The 17,110-nt window shown below is 36.3% G+C and carries 19 protein-coding genes; 10 read left to right on the forward strand and 9 right to left on the reverse strand.

Annotated elements, in window-relative coordinates:
• Position 1: 1 nt before the first annotated feature.
• Positions 2 to 715 (reverse strand): hypothetical protein, encoded by a 714-nt coding sequence (locus tag ACIQXI_RS19820; RefSeq protein ID WP_402927986.1) that lies wholly within the window; start codon positions 713 to 715, stop codon positions 2 to 4.
• Positions 716 to 921: 206 nt separating this feature from the next.
• Between ACIQXI_RS19820 and ACIQXI_RS19825 the strand changes: the two genes are divergently transcribed.
• Positions 922 to 1,740 carry a polyphosphate kinase 2 family protein gene (locus ACIQXI_RS19825; RefSeq protein WP_402927987.1) on the forward strand — a complete coding sequence of 273 codons (819 nt, stop codon included), beginning with the start codon at positions 922 to 924 and terminating at the stop codon, positions 1,738 to 1,740.
• Positions 1,741 to 1,848: 108 nt separating this feature from the next.
• Positions 1,849 to 2,439, forward strand: a complete 591-nt coding sequence (locus ACIQXI_RS19830) for a GNAT family N-acetyltransferase (protein ID WP_402927988.1) — start codon at positions 1,849 to 1,851, stop codon at positions 2,437 to 2,439.
• 288 nt (positions 2,440 to 2,727) lie between these two features.
• Here the strand turns inward: ACIQXI_RS19830 and ACIQXI_RS19835 are convergent, their stop codons facing one another.
• Entirely contained in the window at positions 2,728 to 3,477 is a 750-nt protein-coding gene (locus ACIQXI_RS19835; protein ID WP_402927990.1) for a class I SAM-dependent methyltransferase, read from the reverse strand.
• A 118-nt stretch (positions 3,478 to 3,595) separates the two neighbouring features.
• Here ACIQXI_RS19835 and ACIQXI_RS19840 point away from each other — a divergent pair, with 118 nt between their 5' ends.
• On the forward strand, positions 3,596 to 4,675 hold the full coding sequence (locus ACIQXI_RS19840) for a helix-turn-helix domain-containing protein (RefSeq protein WP_402927992.1): 1,080 nt from the start codon (positions 3,596 to 3,598) through the stop codon (positions 4,673 to 4,675).
• 70 nt (positions 4,676 to 4,745) lie between these two features.
• Here ACIQXI_RS19840 and ACIQXI_RS19845 read toward each other — a convergent pair whose 3' ends face one another.
• The gene (locus ACIQXI_RS19845) at positions 4,746 to 5,315 is read right to left on the reverse strand and encodes a beta-class carbonic anhydrase (RefSeq protein ID WP_402927993.1); all 570 of its coding nucleotides are present in this window, start codon (positions 5,313 to 5,315) and stop codon (positions 4,746 to 4,748) included.
• Positions 5,316 to 5,719: 404 nt separating this feature from the next.
• Here ACIQXI_RS19845 and ACIQXI_RS19850 point away from each other — a divergent pair, with 404 nt between their 5' ends.
• The gene (locus ACIQXI_RS19850) at positions 5,720 to 6,067 is read left to right on the forward strand and encodes a hypothetical protein (protein ID WP_402927995.1); all 348 of its coding nucleotides are present in this window, start codon (positions 5,720 to 5,722) and stop codon (positions 6,065 to 6,067) included.
• Positions 6,068 to 6,251: 184 nt separating this feature from the next.
• Positions 6,252 to 6,446, forward strand: coding sequence for a hypothetical protein (locus ACIQXI_RS19855; RefSeq protein WP_402927997.1), 195 nt, complete (start codon positions 6,252 to 6,254; stop codon positions 6,444 to 6,446).
• Between the two features lie 133 nt (positions 6,447 to 6,579).
• Here the strand turns inward: ACIQXI_RS19855 and ACIQXI_RS19860 are convergent, their stop codons facing one another.
• A complete protein-coding gene (locus tag ACIQXI_RS19860; RefSeq protein WP_402927998.1) occupies positions 6,580 to 6,714 on the reverse strand; it encodes a hypothetical protein in 135 nt (44 codons plus the stop codon).
• Positions 6,715 to 6,856: 142 nt separating this feature from the next.
• Positions 6,857 to 8,092: an aminopeptidase gene (locus ACIQXI_RS19865; protein ID WP_402928000.1), complete on the reverse strand. Its 1,236-nt coding sequence runs from the start codon at positions 8,090 to 8,092 to the stop codon at positions 6,857 to 6,859.
• 197 nt (positions 8,093 to 8,289) lie between these two features.
• On the opposite strand from ACIQXI_RS19865, the gene motA reads away from it, so the two are divergent.
• Both motA and motB read left to right on the forward strand, forming a co-directional pair.
• Positions 8,290 to 9,093 carry a flagellar motor stator protein MotA gene (gene motA / locus ACIQXI_RS19870; protein ID WP_402928001.1) on the forward strand — a complete coding sequence of 268 codons (804 nt, stop codon included), beginning with the start codon at positions 8,290 to 8,292 and terminating at the stop codon, positions 9,091 to 9,093.
• Positions 9,077 to 9,850: a flagellar motor protein MotB gene (motB, locus tag ACIQXI_RS19875; protein ID WP_402928002.1), complete on the forward strand. Its 774-nt coding sequence runs from the start codon at positions 9,077 to 9,079 to the stop codon at positions 9,848 to 9,850. Before motA ends, motB begins: the two co-directional genes overlap by 17 nt.
• A gap of 63 nt (positions 9,851 to 9,913) precedes the next feature.
• Here motB and ACIQXI_RS19880 read toward each other — a convergent pair whose 3' ends face one another.
• On the reverse strand, positions 9,914 to 10,135 hold the full coding sequence (locus ACIQXI_RS19880; protein WP_024364531.1) for a DUF1128 domain-containing protein: 222 nt from the start codon (positions 10,133 to 10,135) through the stop codon (positions 9,914 to 9,916).
• Positions 10,136 to 10,314: 179 nt separating this feature from the next.
• Here ACIQXI_RS19880 and ACIQXI_RS19885 point away from each other — a divergent pair, with 179 nt between their 5' ends.
• Together ACIQXI_RS19885 and ACIQXI_RS19890 are read left to right on the forward strand one after the other, a co-directional pair.
• A complete protein-coding gene (locus tag ACIQXI_RS19885; protein ID WP_402928003.1) occupies positions 10,315 to 10,641 on the forward strand; it encodes a YtxH domain-containing protein in 327 nt (108 codons plus the stop codon).
• Between the two features lie 24 nt (positions 10,642 to 10,665).
• Positions 10,666 to 11,589 carry a YihY/virulence factor BrkB family protein gene (locus tag ACIQXI_RS19890; RefSeq protein ID WP_402928004.1) on the forward strand — a complete coding sequence of 308 codons (924 nt, stop codon included), beginning with the start codon at positions 10,666 to 10,668 and terminating at the stop codon, positions 11,587 to 11,589.
• A gap of 188 nt (positions 11,590 to 11,777) precedes the next feature.
• Here ACIQXI_RS19890 and ACIQXI_RS19895 read toward each other — a convergent pair whose 3' ends face one another.
• Both ACIQXI_RS19895 and ACIQXI_RS19900 read right to left on the reverse strand, forming a co-directional pair.
• Positions 11,778 to 13,682 (reverse strand): heavy metal translocating P-type ATPase, encoded by a 1,905-nt coding sequence (locus ACIQXI_RS19895; protein ID WP_402928005.1) that lies wholly within the window; start codon positions 13,680 to 13,682, stop codon positions 11,778 to 11,780.
• 316 nt (positions 13,683 to 13,998) lie between these two features.
• A complete protein-coding gene (locus ACIQXI_RS19900; protein WP_402928006.1) occupies positions 13,999 to 15,537 on the reverse strand; it encodes a fumarate hydratase in 1,539 nt (512 codons plus the stop codon).
• Positions 15,538 to 15,762: 225 nt separating this feature from the next.
• On the opposite strand from ACIQXI_RS19900, the gene ACIQXI_RS19905 reads away from it, so the two are divergent.
• The gene (locus ACIQXI_RS19905) at positions 15,763 to 16,563 is read left to right on the forward strand and encodes a YwqG family protein (protein WP_402928007.1); all 801 of its coding nucleotides are present in this window, start codon (positions 15,763 to 15,765) and stop codon (positions 16,561 to 16,563) included.
• A 46-nt stretch (positions 16,564 to 16,609) separates the two neighbouring features.
• On the opposite strand, the gene ACIQXI_RS19910 is transcribed toward ACIQXI_RS19905, so the two are convergent.
• Entirely contained in the window at positions 16,610 to 16,795 is a 186-nt protein-coding gene (locus ACIQXI_RS19910) for an SE1561 family protein (protein WP_402928008.1), read from the reverse strand.
• Between the last annotated feature and the right edge of the window lie 315 nt (positions 16,796 to 17,110).

The following is a 17,110-nucleotide window of genomic DNA, read 5'->3' on the forward strand; positions in this document are numbered from 1 at the left end:
TTTAATCTCGGTAAACAGGTTTTTTTTTGACGAATAAAATGCCCACAATAAGCACGCCACATAAAAATAAAGCTGCTGTCGTCACCAGTAATTCATCAAGGCCATTATGCAATACGATGCCGATAAAGGCCCATATAAATACGCTAGGATACACAATATCGAAATGATGGTAACGAATATGTAAAGCGATGGCAGTACCTATTGTCAATAATATTACTGCCCAAAGTGGGTTGCTCAGTCCAAAACCATGCCACCCATAAGATGTTAGGATAAAACTTGCGTTAGTTAACATCATAAATGTAGACCATGCAAAGTAAAGTGAAAATGGCAGTCTTCCTGTTAGCGAATTATTTGTAAATGAGTACGTATTGTAAAGGAAAAATAAGTACAGTACTAAAATTACTGAAGAGCAGAAAAATATTATGAAAAATTCATAATGCCAAAATAAAATAGACAGCGCTTGTAATATGCATACATTGCTAAAGAGAACAGTCTGTTTAATAGATGTCTTTTTAAAATTCATAACTAACCAATAAGCGAGCAAAATGTAAATCACTATCCATATCATATAGCTAATATTAATAGGTGCAAACATTACGGGAAAACGATTTGAGATTTCTAACGTAGATTGACCATTTATTGTTATGAAATAGGATGCAAAGGTTAGGATGAGTGAGACAATATACGTTATTGTCATTAAAATAATCTTAGGCAAAGCTTCCTCTCCCTTCGTGTTAAATTTTATAGGGAAAAGACAAATAAGTATAGGACTGTCACGAAATATCTATTTTATTATACCGGAAAATCCTTACAATGGAACAAGTGAATTTGCGTAAATTGTCTACAATTTACCATTTGATTAGGCATCCAAATATTTCTTTAGTACAATAGAAATATCCAATTTGAAGGAGTGGAATTTTGATGACGCAAAATCTAAAAAATCTTGACCTATCAATTGAACTAGATAAAAAACTGTATAAAAAGAAATTAAAAGTACTCCAATATGAAATGTTAAATGCACAGCAATTTTTACTAAACAATAAAATTGGACTTATTCTAGTATTTGAAGGGATGGATGCTGCAGGCAAGGGTGGCGCCATTAAGCGTCTCATTGAACGAGTTGACCCTCGAGGCTATGTCGTTCATCCTATCTCAGCTCCACAGCCTCACGAACTTCGATATAATTACTTACAACGTTTTTGGAGAAAGTTACCGCAACACGGACAAATTGCGATTTTTGACCGTTCTTGGTATGGACGCGTGTTAGTTGAGCGTATTGAAGGATTTGCAACAAAAGAAGAGTGGTCCCGAGCGTATGAAGAAATTAATAACTTCGAAAAAATATTAACTGCTGGCGACTACATTATTATAAAATTTTGGCTACATGTTTCTGAAGAAGAACAGTTAAAGCGTTTTAATGAGCGTGCACAAGATCCTTATAAAGCATGGAAGTTAACTGATGAAGACTGGAGAAATCGTGAGAAAACACCGGAATATATAGCAGCGGCAAATGAAATGTTTGAAAAAACAGACAAGAAAAATGCTCCTTGGGTATTGGTGGCAGGAAACGATAAAAAGCATGCGCGCGTACAAGTGCTACAAGAAACACTTGCCCATATTGAACGTGAGGCGCAAAAAAGGGGTCTACATTTAACAAACGTTTTAGATAAGTCCCATTTAGAGGATGCGGAGTCATCAAGTATCGGCCTACAAATTCATGCTAAAAAAACGAAAAAATAAAAAGAATGATGCTGTACTATTTAGACAGGGCCGTTTTAGTAGTAGCAGCATCTTCTATTACATACAATGAACATGTACTGACATTTATCGGAAGGCTTGTGGGGAGAAATGGTGCTAAAAATTTGGAATTTATTAAGGAAAAAGGGTGGAAATGTGGTCTCAATTCAGGGGGAGAAATGCTACGTTCGCACATTCCAAGAAAAAGATGCACAAAGCTTAACGGGTCTAGTAAGTCGAAATAAATATTTTTGGTCTACATATGAACCGTTACAGCGTCCTGAATACTACACAATTGATGCGCAATATAAAAAAATACAAGAAAGTTTATATTTAATGGGTTCAAAGAGGGAATATACTTTTGGAATATATGAGCTAGGTACAAATAATTTAATCGGTCACATTGCACTTTATGCTATCAAACGTTTACCGTATTCGAGTGCATTTGTTGGTTATGCGATGGATGAAATCTATGTGGGTAAAGGCATAGTAACGGAAGCGGTAGAATTAGTTGTAAAATTTGCCTTTGAACAAATTGGGCTCCATCGAGTGGAAGCTTATGTATCGACTGAAAATATGGCCTCAATTCGAGTGCTAGAAAAATCAGGTTTTCAACAAGAAGGCTTGTTAAGGAAATTACTGTACATTAATGGTCAATGGGTGGATCACTACATGTATGCTCGCCTAGAGCCATTGTCTTGAACGCACAACATGCTTGGAAGTGTAAAAAGTGTTAGATTGACTGCCATCAATCTAACACTTTTTTGCAATGTCGTTGTTGTCTGCTACGATGGTGCTTTCCGCGGACACACATGTGTAAGCCGCAACCCTCTCTAACGCGCGGGCTGTTTGTGCGTTCCCGCAGGAGTCACCGCCTTTGCTACCAACAACTAATTATTGTCTACTTTTAAATAATAAAGAATGAATGGCTAAGAAATTGTACTAAACCCTTTGCTTGTTTTCATTTTTATAGAAGCTAAACTTTAAAAATTATTTAACAGCTTCAAAAGTAATAGTTTGATTTCGATCTGTAGGATATTGCTGATAGCAATAGTCTGATGAAATAACGATATCTTTAAAGCCAACTTGCATTAAAAGTCTTTTAAATTCATTTATTCCATACCATTTTAAGGTGAATGTTTCGAATTCGCTGTCGATACAATTGCCTTCTCGCCATTTATCGTAGCGATGATGGGTAGTAGTTGTTTGGTTAATATAATTTATTTCAGATTGTGTTGCTTGCAATGTAATGATCTCACCTTGGCTGTTTGTAAACGTTCGATAGCGAGAGCTTCCTTCCCTAAAGTCCGGTTGCAAAAAGATATCTAGAATCAATCTGCCGTTCAATTCTAAATGATTGTACAAATTAGTCAATATTTGATATGCCTCTTTGTCATCAGTAATTAATAAAAATGTTCCTGCAGGAATAATGATAGCTTCATACAGTTGAGCTGCTTGAAAGGTCTCCATATTTTCATGAAAAATATTCGCTTCTTGCTTGGCTTTTTTTAAATTGTCTCGACAGTACACTAACATTTCCTCAGACAGATCAAAACCTTCAATTGTCATTCCACGCTCAAGCAATGGGATTAAAATACGGCCCGTTCCAACAGCTGGCTCTAATATTTTTCCTTTGACATGAGCAAGGCGTTGACTATAATATTCGACATCTCCAAACGAACTGCCGATAGGTTTGTCTAGGTTATAAACTTCTGCTGAAATTGAATGATAAGATTGCATTTCCTTCCTCCTGTATACTATATATTTGCTAAATTTTACCAAATAATGATATGAAACACAACAAATATCAAATAAAAGAAATTGATAGTACTTATAATTTTATTTGGAGGTGAGATCAATGGATGGACAGATACAGTTTATGATTGAGTGGATTGAAGGTAAATTAAAAAATCAATTTTCGTTAGATGAACTTTCGCATCGTATGGGATATTCACCATACTATTGCTCGTTTAAATTTCACCAAGCAACAGGTATAACGATTCGACGCTATATTTTTCTAAGGAGATTGTATTTATCTACAGAAGATTTGGCGAAGGATCGGAAAATCATCGATATCGCCTTTGGTTATGATTACTCTTCGCAGGAAGCGTATAGCAGAGCCTTTAAAAGGGTTTTTGGTATTAGTCCTAGAGAATATCAGCTTCATAAGTTGCCTGTTCAATCGATGAATAAACTGACAATGAATAAAAATGAGGAATGGTGTGGAATGAAAGTGAACCAAAAATTTGAGGTTGAACGGTTACAACATAAAAAGTGGGCGTTTTTTGACAAGGAGGTACTAAATATACTAAACGGTCAAATGATGTATGAGGAGTTTAAGGATAATAGGCTAATGGGAGACTCTGATTATGCTCCATTTAATGAAGCGATGTGTGTAAACGCCACTACTAGTCAAGTTTTTGATAAGGAATTTATTAAGAAACGAGCCTATGGACATCAAGATTCCGTAGAAAATTATATTCAAAAAGTAATTGCACCATTAGAGCGTCTGTTTAACAAGGAATATAAGTGTATCGTTTTATGGTTTGGTGAAGACATGTTTTGTCAAATGAACCTGCTTACCATACTCTCTTATCTTGAACAGTCTGGCTATGAGGGAAAAGTGTTGTTAAATAGTTTCAGGGAAGACGAATTTAAAGTGAATCAAAGTGAACTGCAATTAGGGCAATATCAAACTGTGTATAATGATGTGTTGGTCAACCATAAGAGGCCATCAAATGCAGTGCTACCAGTGATGTATCAGGCAATTAATATATATTTAGATATGCTAAATGAAGATAATACAGTTGTAAAATATATTGCCAAACATAAAGATTTATCGACAAGCGAATTATTGCAGCAACTATTTACGCTATTTACAACCGTGGGCTATGGTGATACCCAATATTTACAGCTGATAAATAAAGTAAGGCAATAAAAAAGGTGTCTATCAAAACGATAGACACCTTTTTATTTATATGGAAAGATTTACTGTTACCCAAGCAGTGTTAATTATTTGCCTTACTACCGTCGTCAATTAAATCAAGGCGGCCAGTATTAGGATCAATTACTAGACCATGAACAGGTACTGTTTGAACCATTAGTGGGTGATTACGAATGGTATCGACACTTTTCTTAACACTTGTCGCTACATCGCCAAAGCCACGTAAGAAATCTTTTAAATCAATTCCTGAGTATTCCATCATTTTAATCGTTTCTTCTTTAATACCTCGGTTAACCATTTTACTAATCATTGCATCTGGATCAACTGCGCTCATACCACAGTCGTAATGTCCAACTACATACACTTCATCTGCTTGCAGCTCATAAACAGCAACAAGTAAACTACGCATTACGGCACCAAATGGGTGACTTACTAAAGCACCGGCACTTTTGACAATCTTGACGTCACCGTTTCTTAAGTTCATCGCTTTTGGTAATAGTTCAACTAGGCGCGTATCCATACAAGATAATACAACGATACGTTTATCAGGGTACTTAGTTGTAATAAAAGGCTCGTATTTCTTTTCTTGAACGAAATCTTCATTAAATTTTAAAATATCTTTTAACATTGACATGAAAGTTTGCTCCCTTCCCTACAAAAATATTTTAGAGCAAAAACGCAAATATGCAAACAATAATACCAATATTCACGTAATATTTATGAAAAAAAGAGCAGTTTCGCAAATTATTTAGCGAATCGAAATGAAAGAAATGATATAGCATTGCAAAAAAAGGCTAGGACAAAGAGAAAAAGTGTTGCTTTGATCTTTGCAAAGAAAGCCACAATACTCGCTAAAGCAAAATCTCCGAATGTGCCTCTCTGTAAGTTTTTTATTTGGAGGTAGTTTTTATTTAAGAGATCAAAAAAATTGTTACAATTTTTTGTTTTATATTTTATATTTTATATTTTTTATTTAAAATATAAGAAGAATCAGAATATTTTAGGAGGAGTTTTACAGATGAGAAAAATATTTTTTTATTGACTTGTTTGGTTCTCTTATTCTTTTTCACAGGAAATTTTGGTTTAACAGCATCAACAGTAACTGCAGCTGAACAAAATAATGATTTTGCAATTACCATTTTAAATGAAAGTACGATGCGTTTTGATTTGTTAAATGAAGAAGCAAAAATTGAAAACGATGAAGTTGGTAATTTTATTGTTACAAAAGGAGATTATTCAGAAGTATTACCAAATCAAGCGATAGATAGTAATGGTAATGAGGTAAAATTAATTTATAAATCAGTTGATAACGGGCTGATTATAGAATTACATAGCAGCGAACAACAACCGACTAGACTTGCTGTTCGAAATGGAAGTGTGCATTAGGGGTTCTTGGAGTTTATTATCTTGGTGCATTAACTGGTTTAGGGGTAGGTGCGGGTGTTGGATCTGTTATTCCTGTTATTGGAAATGCCGTAGGTGCTACAGGAGGGGCTATTATAGGCGCAGCGGGCGGAGCTATGTCGGGCGCATCATCCTCTTGTTTTGATTAGTGTATAGGGGGACTTGTATGCTGAATGTAGATTATTTTTATAGTGTGCCAATGATATTGGCTTATTATGTCTGCTTGATTTTGTGGATATTATTGCTGTTAGCATTAGAAACAACTTTACTATGGGCTTTATTAAATCCATTAAATTTTGGTTTAATTTACAACATAGTATTTGGGATTTTTTATCAGTTTAAAAAAAGGAATAAGACATAGTTATACTCAATATATCCCGAGGGTAATTCTCTCGGGGTATTTTTTGTGAGTAAAAAAAGACTGAAGACAAAGCCAAATTACTTTGACTTTGTCTTCAGTCTGAAACAGCTACGGAAAGTAGCTGATAATTTAATTAATATTTTTCTTTTGGTTGTGGGTCTACAGTTACTGAAGATTTAGAATCTAAGCCAACTTGTAGGTAGTGAATGAAAAATGCTAGAGAAATTAATAATACGACTGAAAAACCAATTACAGTTGTAACGAACATTATAAAAGCTCCTCTCTACATAAATAATCTACTATAAGAACTATACTTATTATACAATAGGTTGCTAGGAAAATGTAAGGATAATTTATGACATCCATAAGATACCTAGCCTAGCATAATATTATTAAGACTGACTATTTTCTTAAAACGCCCAGTTACCATTGCGGAAAATTGGTTCAATTTGACCGTCGGCTGTTATGCCGTCAATATTCATGTTGGCAGAGCCAATCATAAAGTCAACATGCGTTAAGCTTTGATTTAGACCATGTGTTAGTAACTCGTCTTTAGACATTTCTTTGCCGCCTGCAATACAGAATGCATAGGCATTGCCGATTGCTAAATGATTAGAGGCATTTTCATCGAATAATGTATTGTAAAATAATAAACCTGATTGTGAGATAGGGGACTGATTCGGCACAAGTGCTATTTCACCAAGATAATGAGCACCTTCATCTGTTGCGATGAGTGATGCTAAAATTTCTTGCCCTTGCATAGCTTGACTATCAACTATCCGGCCATCTTTAAATGTTAACTTAAACTGATCGATAATATTCCCACCATAGCTCAATGGTTTCGTATTGGATACATAGCCATTAACACCGGTTTTTAATGGTGCAGTAAACACTTCTTCGGTTGGCATATTCGCCATAAATGTCTGTCCTTGGGTATTGACACTACTACCACCTGACCATATATGGTTTTCTGGTAATGCTATTGTTAAGTCAGTCCCCGGCGCTGTATAGTGAAGGGATTTGTATTGTTTAGCGTTTAAATAGTTGGCTTTGTTACGTAACTGTTGAGCATGTGCTTGCCATGCACTTACCGGATATTCTTCGTCTGTACGTGTCGCGGCAAAAATAGCTTCCCATAGAGCATCTACTTGCTGGTCTTCTGGTAGCTGAGGGAATACTTTGGCTGCCCATTGTTTAGAAGGAGCCGCAATAACGGTCCAGCTAAATTTATTCGCTTGCAACATCGTATAGTAATTTGCGAGTGCTTTACCTGATGCTTTTTGGGAAGACATAATTTTCTCATATTCGATATCTTTTAAAAGGTCTGGGTCTTGAGAAACAATGCTTAAAAAAGCAGCACCTTGTTCAGCAAGCCATTCACGTTCTTGAATTTTCCATGGAGGAAAGAAATCAAATGAGTCTTTAGGAGCTTTTTCATAGCGTGTGCGGACAAGTCGGTCGTCTGATAAATCGACAAATACTTGTTTTGCACCATTTTCATAGGCAATTTTAGTAATTATTTCTGCTAGTTTTAAGTTATCGGTCGAACAACTCACATAAAGATACTGATTTTCTTGGATATTTACTCCTATTTTCACGGCTAATTCGGCATATCTTAGTAATTTTGTGTTAAATGATAATAACAAATTCTTAACTCCCTTCAATAAAAGACAATTTAGTGTATTATTCTTAATTCAATATAATCAAATATGGTCGAAATGTGAATAAAAAGCATTTATTTCATCGAAAAATTAAAGAAATACATTTATACTTGTAATATCTTTATTTAAATTATGGAAAATGGGACGAAAATAAGTAAGATAGAAGATTTGGAGGTTCTAAAATGGATTTATCGTCAGTAGTAGGGATAATTTTAGCGTTCGTCGCATTGCTAACAGGGATGGTATTAAAAGGTGTAAATTTAACGTCCTTTTATAACCCAGCGGCTATTTTAATTATCATCGTTGGTACAATATCGGCTGTTACAATTGCCTTTCCATTAAAGGAATTAAAGCGTGTACCAAAGCTGTTTAAAATTCTTTTTAAAGAAACTAAACTAGCGGATGATATTGAAATTATTAAGATGTTTTCACAATGGGCAGATTTAGCACGTCGTGAAGGTTTGTTAGCATTAGAAAGTAAAGCATCAGAAATTGAAGACCCATTTTTAAAAAATGGTCTTACATTAGCAATTGATGGTCAAAACGCAGACTATATTCGTGACGTCTTAACGGAAGAAGTAGAAGCGATGGAAGACCGACATACAAGTGGTGCAGCCATTTTTACACAAGCAGGTACATATGCCCCGACATTAGGGGTACTCGGTGCGGTAGTAGGGTTAATCGCAGCGTTAGCAGATATGAATGATATTGATAAGTTAGGACATGCCATTTCTGCTGCATTCATGGCAACTTTATTAGGTATCTTTACAGGTTACGTTTTATGGCATCCTTTTGCCAATAAGTTAAAACGTAAATCAGCAGTTGAAGTGAAACAAAAACGTATGATGATTGAAGGCATTCTTTCTGTTCTAGAAGGGGAAGCGCCACGTGTTATTGAACAAAAATTATCTTCTTATTTAACAATGGAAGAGCGTCGTCAAATTTCGGGTGAAAGCGGGGCGGGCGGCCTTGGCAAAGAAAGCTAAGAAAAAAAAGCATGATGAGCATATTGATGAATCTTGGTTAGTACCATATGCGGATATTTTAACATTGTTACTAGCATTATTTATCGTACTTTTTGCATCCAGTTCAGTTGACCAAGAAAAATTAGAGCGGTTATCAGCGGTATTTAATCAGGTATTTGATGGAGGGACAAGCTTTTTAGAACAGCCTGCGCCATTACCAACGCCTAATCCAAGTGAGCAAACACCGCAACAGCAACAACAGAACTCAGCGTATTTAAAAGATCAGCAGGAACTAGCAGAAATAAAAGATAGTGTTGATAATTTTATTGCGGTCAATGAGATGGAAGGTCAGTTTGCAACAGAAATGACAGATGAGGGTTTACTTGTCACGATTCGTGATAGCATTTTGTTCGATCCGGGTAGAGCTACCATTAAGCCTGAGTATAATAAAATTGCAGCTGAACTTGCAGGGGTATTAGTATCAGACCCAGCTCGTAGTATTGTCATCACCGGTCATACGGATAATGTTCCGCAAACAGGCCCTGAATTTGCTTCAAACTGGGAACTTTCTGTGATGCGTGCCGTGAACTTTTTAAAGATTTTAGTAGATAGTAACTCGAATCTTGATCCGGTTTATTTTAGTGCAAAAGGATATGGAGAATATAAAGCCATTGCACCTAACAATACAGCTGAAGGTCGCGCAAAAAATCGTCGTGTAGAAGTATTAATTCAACCACTTGTCGCTGAAGACGGTTCTGCAGCGAAAAACACGCAGTAACACAAAAGCTATTAGCAATCGACGTGAGGTCCTTGCTAATAGCTTTTTTCGTATGCTGAACAATTATTTACGTAATGAGCCCAATTCAGCAACGATAGCTTGCATTTCACTCGGGCTAAATGTGTCGCGTTTCATAACCATTTCGTATAGATAGACTAAATCTTCATAATTTGCTTCATCAAAGTTCTCTGATTTCATAGCATCTACATTGACCATGCGAAGCTTATCTTTCATTTGATCAACCATATAAATAACGTTCTCTTTTGACGATATAGATAAATCCATTCAATTAAACCTACCTTTCTTAATCCTAGCCAATATCATTTCATTGAATAAAAAAAATGTCAACACTGTATTTGGGCGTTGCTTTAAAATTAGACTGTTATTGGGTAGAATAAGGGCAGTAAGCAGTTTCAATATTATAAAAAAGGGAATAACATTAAATAATTCAGGGGGTAAATCATATGGGTCAAAGTAAATTATTAGCATCAATCGTAATAGGGGCAGCAGTTGGTGCTGCAATCAGCATGTTTGATCGTACTACACGCCAAAAAACAGTCGCTACAACGAAAAGAATGAAAGAATCGGTATCGTATTACGCATCACATCGCAGCGAGCTGCAAGACTTACTTGAAGAAAAAGTGCTAGCAGCTAAAGTACTATGCGATACAGTATCGGAAAATGTTAACACACTTGCGGAGAAAGTTGATGAATTTAAAGACTTCCCTTCCACAATTCAAGGCATGATTAGCGATACAAAATCAGCTTTCACTTCATCAGATAAAGAATAAGTTGTAGTAAAAGGAGGGAATTAAATGGAGAAGAAAAAAGCATCCATACAGGCAACATTTGGTGAAGTAAAAGCGTTTTTCTCACCAGATGAAGAAGTTGTAGATGTGATGACATCGAGGGGTTTTATGCAAGATTTAATACTTCGCATTCAACGCGTTGAAATATCAGCTCTTGGGGCACAACTTGCTTATTTCTTTTTACTATCTTTCTTCCCCCTACTAATTTTCCTTGTTACACTCTTGCCATATTTAAACTTAGAAACAACGCAAGTATACTCATTTTTAGTCAATTTGATGCCTGATGAAGTATATAGGCTTATTGAAAGTACGTTAAATGAAGTATTAACGAACCGTAATAGTAGTTTATTATCTATCGGGGTACTTGGTACGATATGGTCTGCGTCAAAGGGAATAAATGCGTTAATAAGAGCGTTAAACAAAGCGTATGATACAGAAGGTAGAGTAGGTTTATGGGATAGGGGATTGTCCCTTGTATTTACAATTGCTTTAGTCATTGTTATTGCAGTTGTGCTTTTATTACCTGTTTTTGGACAGCAAATTGGGCATTTTTTATTTTCAATCGTCAACATTGAAGACGAGTTTGAATCTCTTTGGCGTAATATTCGCTGGTCCATGCCGCCATTGCTTATCTTTTTAGTGTTAATGGCTATTTACTGGTTAGTGCCAAATACTAGCCCGCGATTGAAAATCATGGGTGTATGGCCGGGAGCGTTGTTTTCGACGGTTGCTTGGCTAATTGTAACATATGGTTTTTCTTTTTATATTAGTAACTTTGGTAATTATTCTGCTACATATGGTAGTATTGGTGGCGTTATTATTTTAATGCTGTGGTTGTATTTTACAGGGATGATTATCATTTTTGGTGGTGTACTAAACGCCACGATGCAAAAAAGAGCCTTGCTAAAAGCGGAAGGTGCTATTAAATAACTTTAAAAAAAGGTGGTCTCTGTTAGAGGCTACCTTTTTAGTATTTGTTATATTAACTGCCGAATTGAGACTTAATACCCCGCACGTAGCGTCAACGGAGGAGGAAGCTTAAGCTACGCTCGCGGAAAGCGGTAACCCGTAAATATGTTGACATATGAAAAGGTGGTCTCAGTTTGAGACCACCCTTGTTATACGTTTTTATTAAGCATACGTAAACCGTTTAAAATGACGAGAATTGTGCTACCTTCATGTCCGATGACACCTAGAGGTAAATCAACAACTTGTAAAAAGTTAGAGGCTATGAGTAACACAATGACGCCAATAGAGAAGAAGATGTTTTGCTTCACAATCCGTTGCATTTTACGTGATAGGCGGACTGCATAAGCAATTTTAGATAAGTCATTTTTCATTAGTACAACATCTGCTGTTTCTAGAGCAACGTCCGTACCTTCGCCCATTGCAATACCAGTAGTAGCTGTTGCTAAGGCAGGGGCGTCATTGATGCCATCTCCGACCATCCCGACAAAGTTATGCTGCGCAAGTAGCCGTTTCATTTCCGTAACTTTTGTTTCAGGAAGACATTCTGCTACATATTCAGTAACACCAGCTTCTTTAGCAATAACATTTGCTGTTTTGTCATTATCACCAGTAAGCATAATCACATCAATACCTAGTTCTTTTAACAAGGCAACGGCTTTTTTTGCCTCATCACGAACGGTATCTTTTAACGCTGCAAGAGCAACAATACCTTCAGTATCACGCATAAAGATGACCGTTTTACCTTCTGCAGTAAGCTTCGATAAGGCGTTATTTGCAAAGGTATTTGCTTCCTCTTCTCCGACAAAATCAGGTTTGCCAATCAAATACTCCGTTTCATTGACGTAGCCTTTCATGCCCCAGCCAGGGATATCCTCAATCGTTGCTTGTGCAAACTGCGAAATACGTTGTGCTTTCGCATAGTTTGTAATGGCTTGGGCTAAAGGGTGATTGGATTGTGCTTCTATTCCTGCAAGGACTGCTAATGTTGCATTCTTATCTAAGCCGTCGCGTACAATGAACTCTGTAACGACTGGTTTTCCTTGTGTAAGTGTCCCTGTTTTATCGACAGCTAATGCACGTAATACACTTAGATGTTCGAGATGTAAGCCTCCTTTAAATAGCACACCGTTTTTCGCGCCATTTGAAATGGCTGCTAATGTTGCGGGCATAATGGAGGCAACTAGTGCGCAAGGAGAAGCAACTACTAACAAGACCATTGCTCGATAAAATGTTGTCGTCCAGTCCCAACCGATTAGAAAGTGGGGCAGGAACATCATAAGTGCAACAGAAAGTAAGACGAATTTTACATAAGTGCCTTCAAATTTTTCAATAAATTGCTGAGAAGGTGATTTCTCACTTTGCGCACTTTGGACAAGCATAATGATTTTTTGGAATAATGTTTCAGAATTTGGTTTTGTCATCTCCATTGTAATGGACCCGTTTAAATTAACGGTTCCTGCAAATACTTCATCACCTTCAAATTTCGCAATAGGTAACGGTTCTCCACTAATTGCTGATTCATCAATAGACGACTGTCCTTTAAAAATAACACCATCTGCAGGGACACGTTCTCCAGGTTTAATAAGTAAATGGTCGCCAATTTTTAATGTGGAAACGGCAACCTTCATCGGTTCAAAACCACCACGTACTAGCCAAGCTTCTTCCGGTTGTAAATTCATCAATGCAGAAATTTCACGATGACTTTTGTTCATAGCGTATGTCTCTAGAGCACCACTAATAGCAAAGATAAAAATGAGGATTGCGCCCTCTGTCCAATAACCTATAGCAGCTGAACCTATAGCAGCTAAAATCATCAGCAACTCTACATTCAATTTTTTTTCTTCTAACGTTTCTTCAATGCCTTCCTTTGCCTTAGCAAAGCCTCCGACGCAAAAGGCTACAATATATAGGAGAACAGACGCTGTTGTTTGATCATTTGTATCTAAACGCCATGCTAGTAAAATAAATAATCCTGCCATAATAGCAGCAATAAGTTCCGCATGCACTTTAATATTCTCAATTAAGTTATTATTTTCTCGATTAGAGTATTCCAATCAAATCCCCCCTTGATAATGAAAATCAATATCAAAACCCTTATTAAACAAGGTAATACAAGCGTTTTCGTAGATGATAATCACTTTCATTTATATCTTTTCTACTTTAGAATTATTATAACAAAGGTGTTTGGAAAAAGAAAGCAATAACTTTTAATGGATATGGTATAAGTGTCATATCAATAAAATATAATGATGTGTTTAAGAAACTGCAGGTAGTTATTTGCCGATTATGTAAGGAGTACAGAAAAAAGACACAGTATATTCACTAGGAATATTCTGTGCCTTTGCTTTTTGTTCAAGATGTTTTTCTAACTTAGAAAACTCTTTCTGCATGTTGAGCTAGTTTTTCTAAAGATGATTTGTCTACATCAGCGTGAAGGGAGTTGCCATGAGAGTCCATTGTTACGACAGCTGTGAAACCTTCAACATTTAAGTGCCACATAGCTTCAGGAATACCGAATTCCATTAAGTCTACACCATCTACACCTTTAATGCAGTCTGCGTAGTATTGAGCAGCACCACCAATGGCATTTAAGTAAACACCGCCATGTTCGCCTAAAGCAGCAAGCGTTTTTGGACCCATACCACCTTTACCGATTACAGCGCGGATGCCGAATTTTTTCATGATATCACCTTGATATGGTTCCTCACGAATGGAAGTAGTCGGACCAGCAGCTTTTACTGTCCAGTTGCCTTCTTCGTCTTTAGCCATTACAGGACCACAGTGATAAATAACTTGTCCATTAAGATCAACAGGAGCATCATGGCTCATTAGGTGATGGTGAATAGCATCACGGCCTGTGTACATACGACCCGTAATCGATACTACATCACCAACTTTAAGAGAACGAATTTGTTCTTCTGTAATTGGCGCAGTAAGTTCCACAACATTTGTTGAAGTTTCTTCTGTTGTTGCAGCAACTTCATCTTCTTTAAATGTAATTTTTTCGCCTTCTTGGTAGTGCCAGTTGATGATTTCACCAGTTTCTGGATTGATATCCACTGCCATACGACGGTATGCCCAGCAGTTATATGCTACAGATACGTAAAATGACGCTGGAATACGGTGCATAACGCCGATTTTACAACCAAGTAAAGTTGCTTCACCACCGAAGCCCATTGTACCGATACCAAATGTGTTCGCTGTTTTCACAACGTATTCTTCTAATTTTGCTAAATCTGGATTTGAGTTTGTATCTTCAACATGACGGAATAATTGCTCTTTTGCTAAATCATAACCAGAAGAGCGATCGCCACCGATTCCTACACCGATAAAGCCTGCAGAACAGCCTTGACCTTGTGCTTGATATACAGAGTGTAAAATACATTTACGGATACCATCTAAATCACGACCTGCACGGCCAAGACCTTCTAATTCACATGGTAGGCTGTACTGGATATTTTTGTTTTCGCAGCCGCCGCCTTTAAGAATTAATTTAATCGTAATATAATCTTTTTCCCATTGCTCGAATTTCATAACTGGCAGACCATCACCAAGGTTATTACCGCTGTTAGCTCCAGTTAATGAATCCACGGCATTTGGACGAAGTTTTGCATCCGCTGTTGTATCGTTAATTGCTTTTTTGATTGCTTCTTTTATTTCTAATTGATTGACACCTACAGGCGTATAAATTTTAAATGTTGGTAGACCAGTATCCTGACAGATTGGTGATACATTATCTTCTGCCATAATAATATTATTTGAGATTGTTTCTAAGCTCATTGCTGCACGCGTACCCGAATTTTCAGCTTCTTTCGCTTTTTTAATGGCACGACGTACGTCTTTTGGTAAATTTGTAGACGTCTCAGTAATTAAATCGTAAAGACTTTTCTCTAAAGTTTGAAGATTCATTTCGTTATTGCCCCCCAATGAAAATTTGATGATTTCCACGAACCATTATACTCTTTTCCACTAATGAAAAAAAGAGTACATCTAATAGTGGAGAAATAATCGATTATTTTTATAGAATTTCAAGTGTTTATGAATGAAATGGTATAGATGCATAGAAAAAGATATTTGATTATTAGGAACATTTGTTCTAAAATGGAATTAACTTTACTTTAAGGAGGATATTTCATGTTCGAAACGAAATCACTGAAGTTACCAAAGGAAGTTGAGCAATATCGCCATTTAATAGAAGGAACGATGCAGCCCGTTATTGACATCGAAACGCATGAAAAAGAAACGACTTTATTTGACAGCAAATTTGGAGGTAATCCATATTTTCCACTTGCGATGGAATATCCAAAAAACGAACAACAACAACCGTTAAAACTTTTAGCACAAATTAATTTTGCGGATGTACCAAAACACTTAGCTAATTTTCCCGAAGCGGGGATATTGCAATTTTTTATTGATGGTTATGATGATGTGTTGGGCATGGATTTCGATAATGGAAACAATCAAGATGGTTTTCGGGTGATTTTCCACGATACAATTATCACAGATGAATCGCAGCTTATTCAAGATTTCTCCTTTGTAGAAAATAAGGAAGAAGAGCTGTATTTTCCGGTAGAAAAGGAAATGGCAATTAGTTTTAAGGCTCAATTCGAACCTTTAACAATGGGCGATTTTAGAAGTAATGAAATATATAAAAGTATAGAAACAGCTATAGATGAAGATGAAGAGCTAGCAGATGTATTTTACGAAGTCTTAGCAGGAGACGGACATAAATTAGGAGGATATCCTTTCTTTACACAGGAAGATCCTCGTGCGTATGGTAATTATACAGAGTCAACAACGTTGCTATTGCAAATAGATAGTGAAGGGGATCATATTATGTGGGGGGATTGTGGTGTGTGCAATTTCTTCATTACAGAAGAAGAACTAAAAAATAAGGATTTTAGCAAAGTTGTGTACAACTGGGATTGTCATTAAAAAAAGCAGGCGAGCCATTTAGTTGCTCGCTTGCTTTTGCTTGTTATTATTGTTCACGAGCGTTGAATTGCTCCATTTTTTCTTCTAAATCATCCATCATTTGAATTAAACGATCAATATCTTGTAATTCAGTCGTTTCTGGATCGATGGCATCTAATACTTCTAAAAACATTTCAAGACGTTCTTTTAAGTAAGTAACTTGTTGTTCTTTATCAGTGATTGACTTTGACATGCATACACCTCATTTCGTCCTTTTTATCGTAGCTGATTTGGGACTAAATTTCAATGCCTAGGTTAACACCTAGGACTAAGAGATTATTTTAAAAAAAGAATAGACAGAATATTTACAATATTGATGTTGTATGTTAAAGTTATTTTAAGAAATAGTAAAGGAGTTGATTGTACAAAACGGTGAACTCTAACTCGAAAAGGAGGGAGTTTAAACAAGTAATCGGTAAATAAAAAAAGCCGAAATTCGTGTTTATACAAGTTGAATGAAGATAAGTATTCGTTAAGCCTTAGCGTAAAATCACATGTGGTGAGCGCT

The organism is Lysinibacillus sp. NPDC097195 (assembly GCF_044762075.1).
Classification (GTDB): Bacteria; Bacillota; Bacilli; order Bacillales_A; family Planococcaceae; genus Lysinibacillus.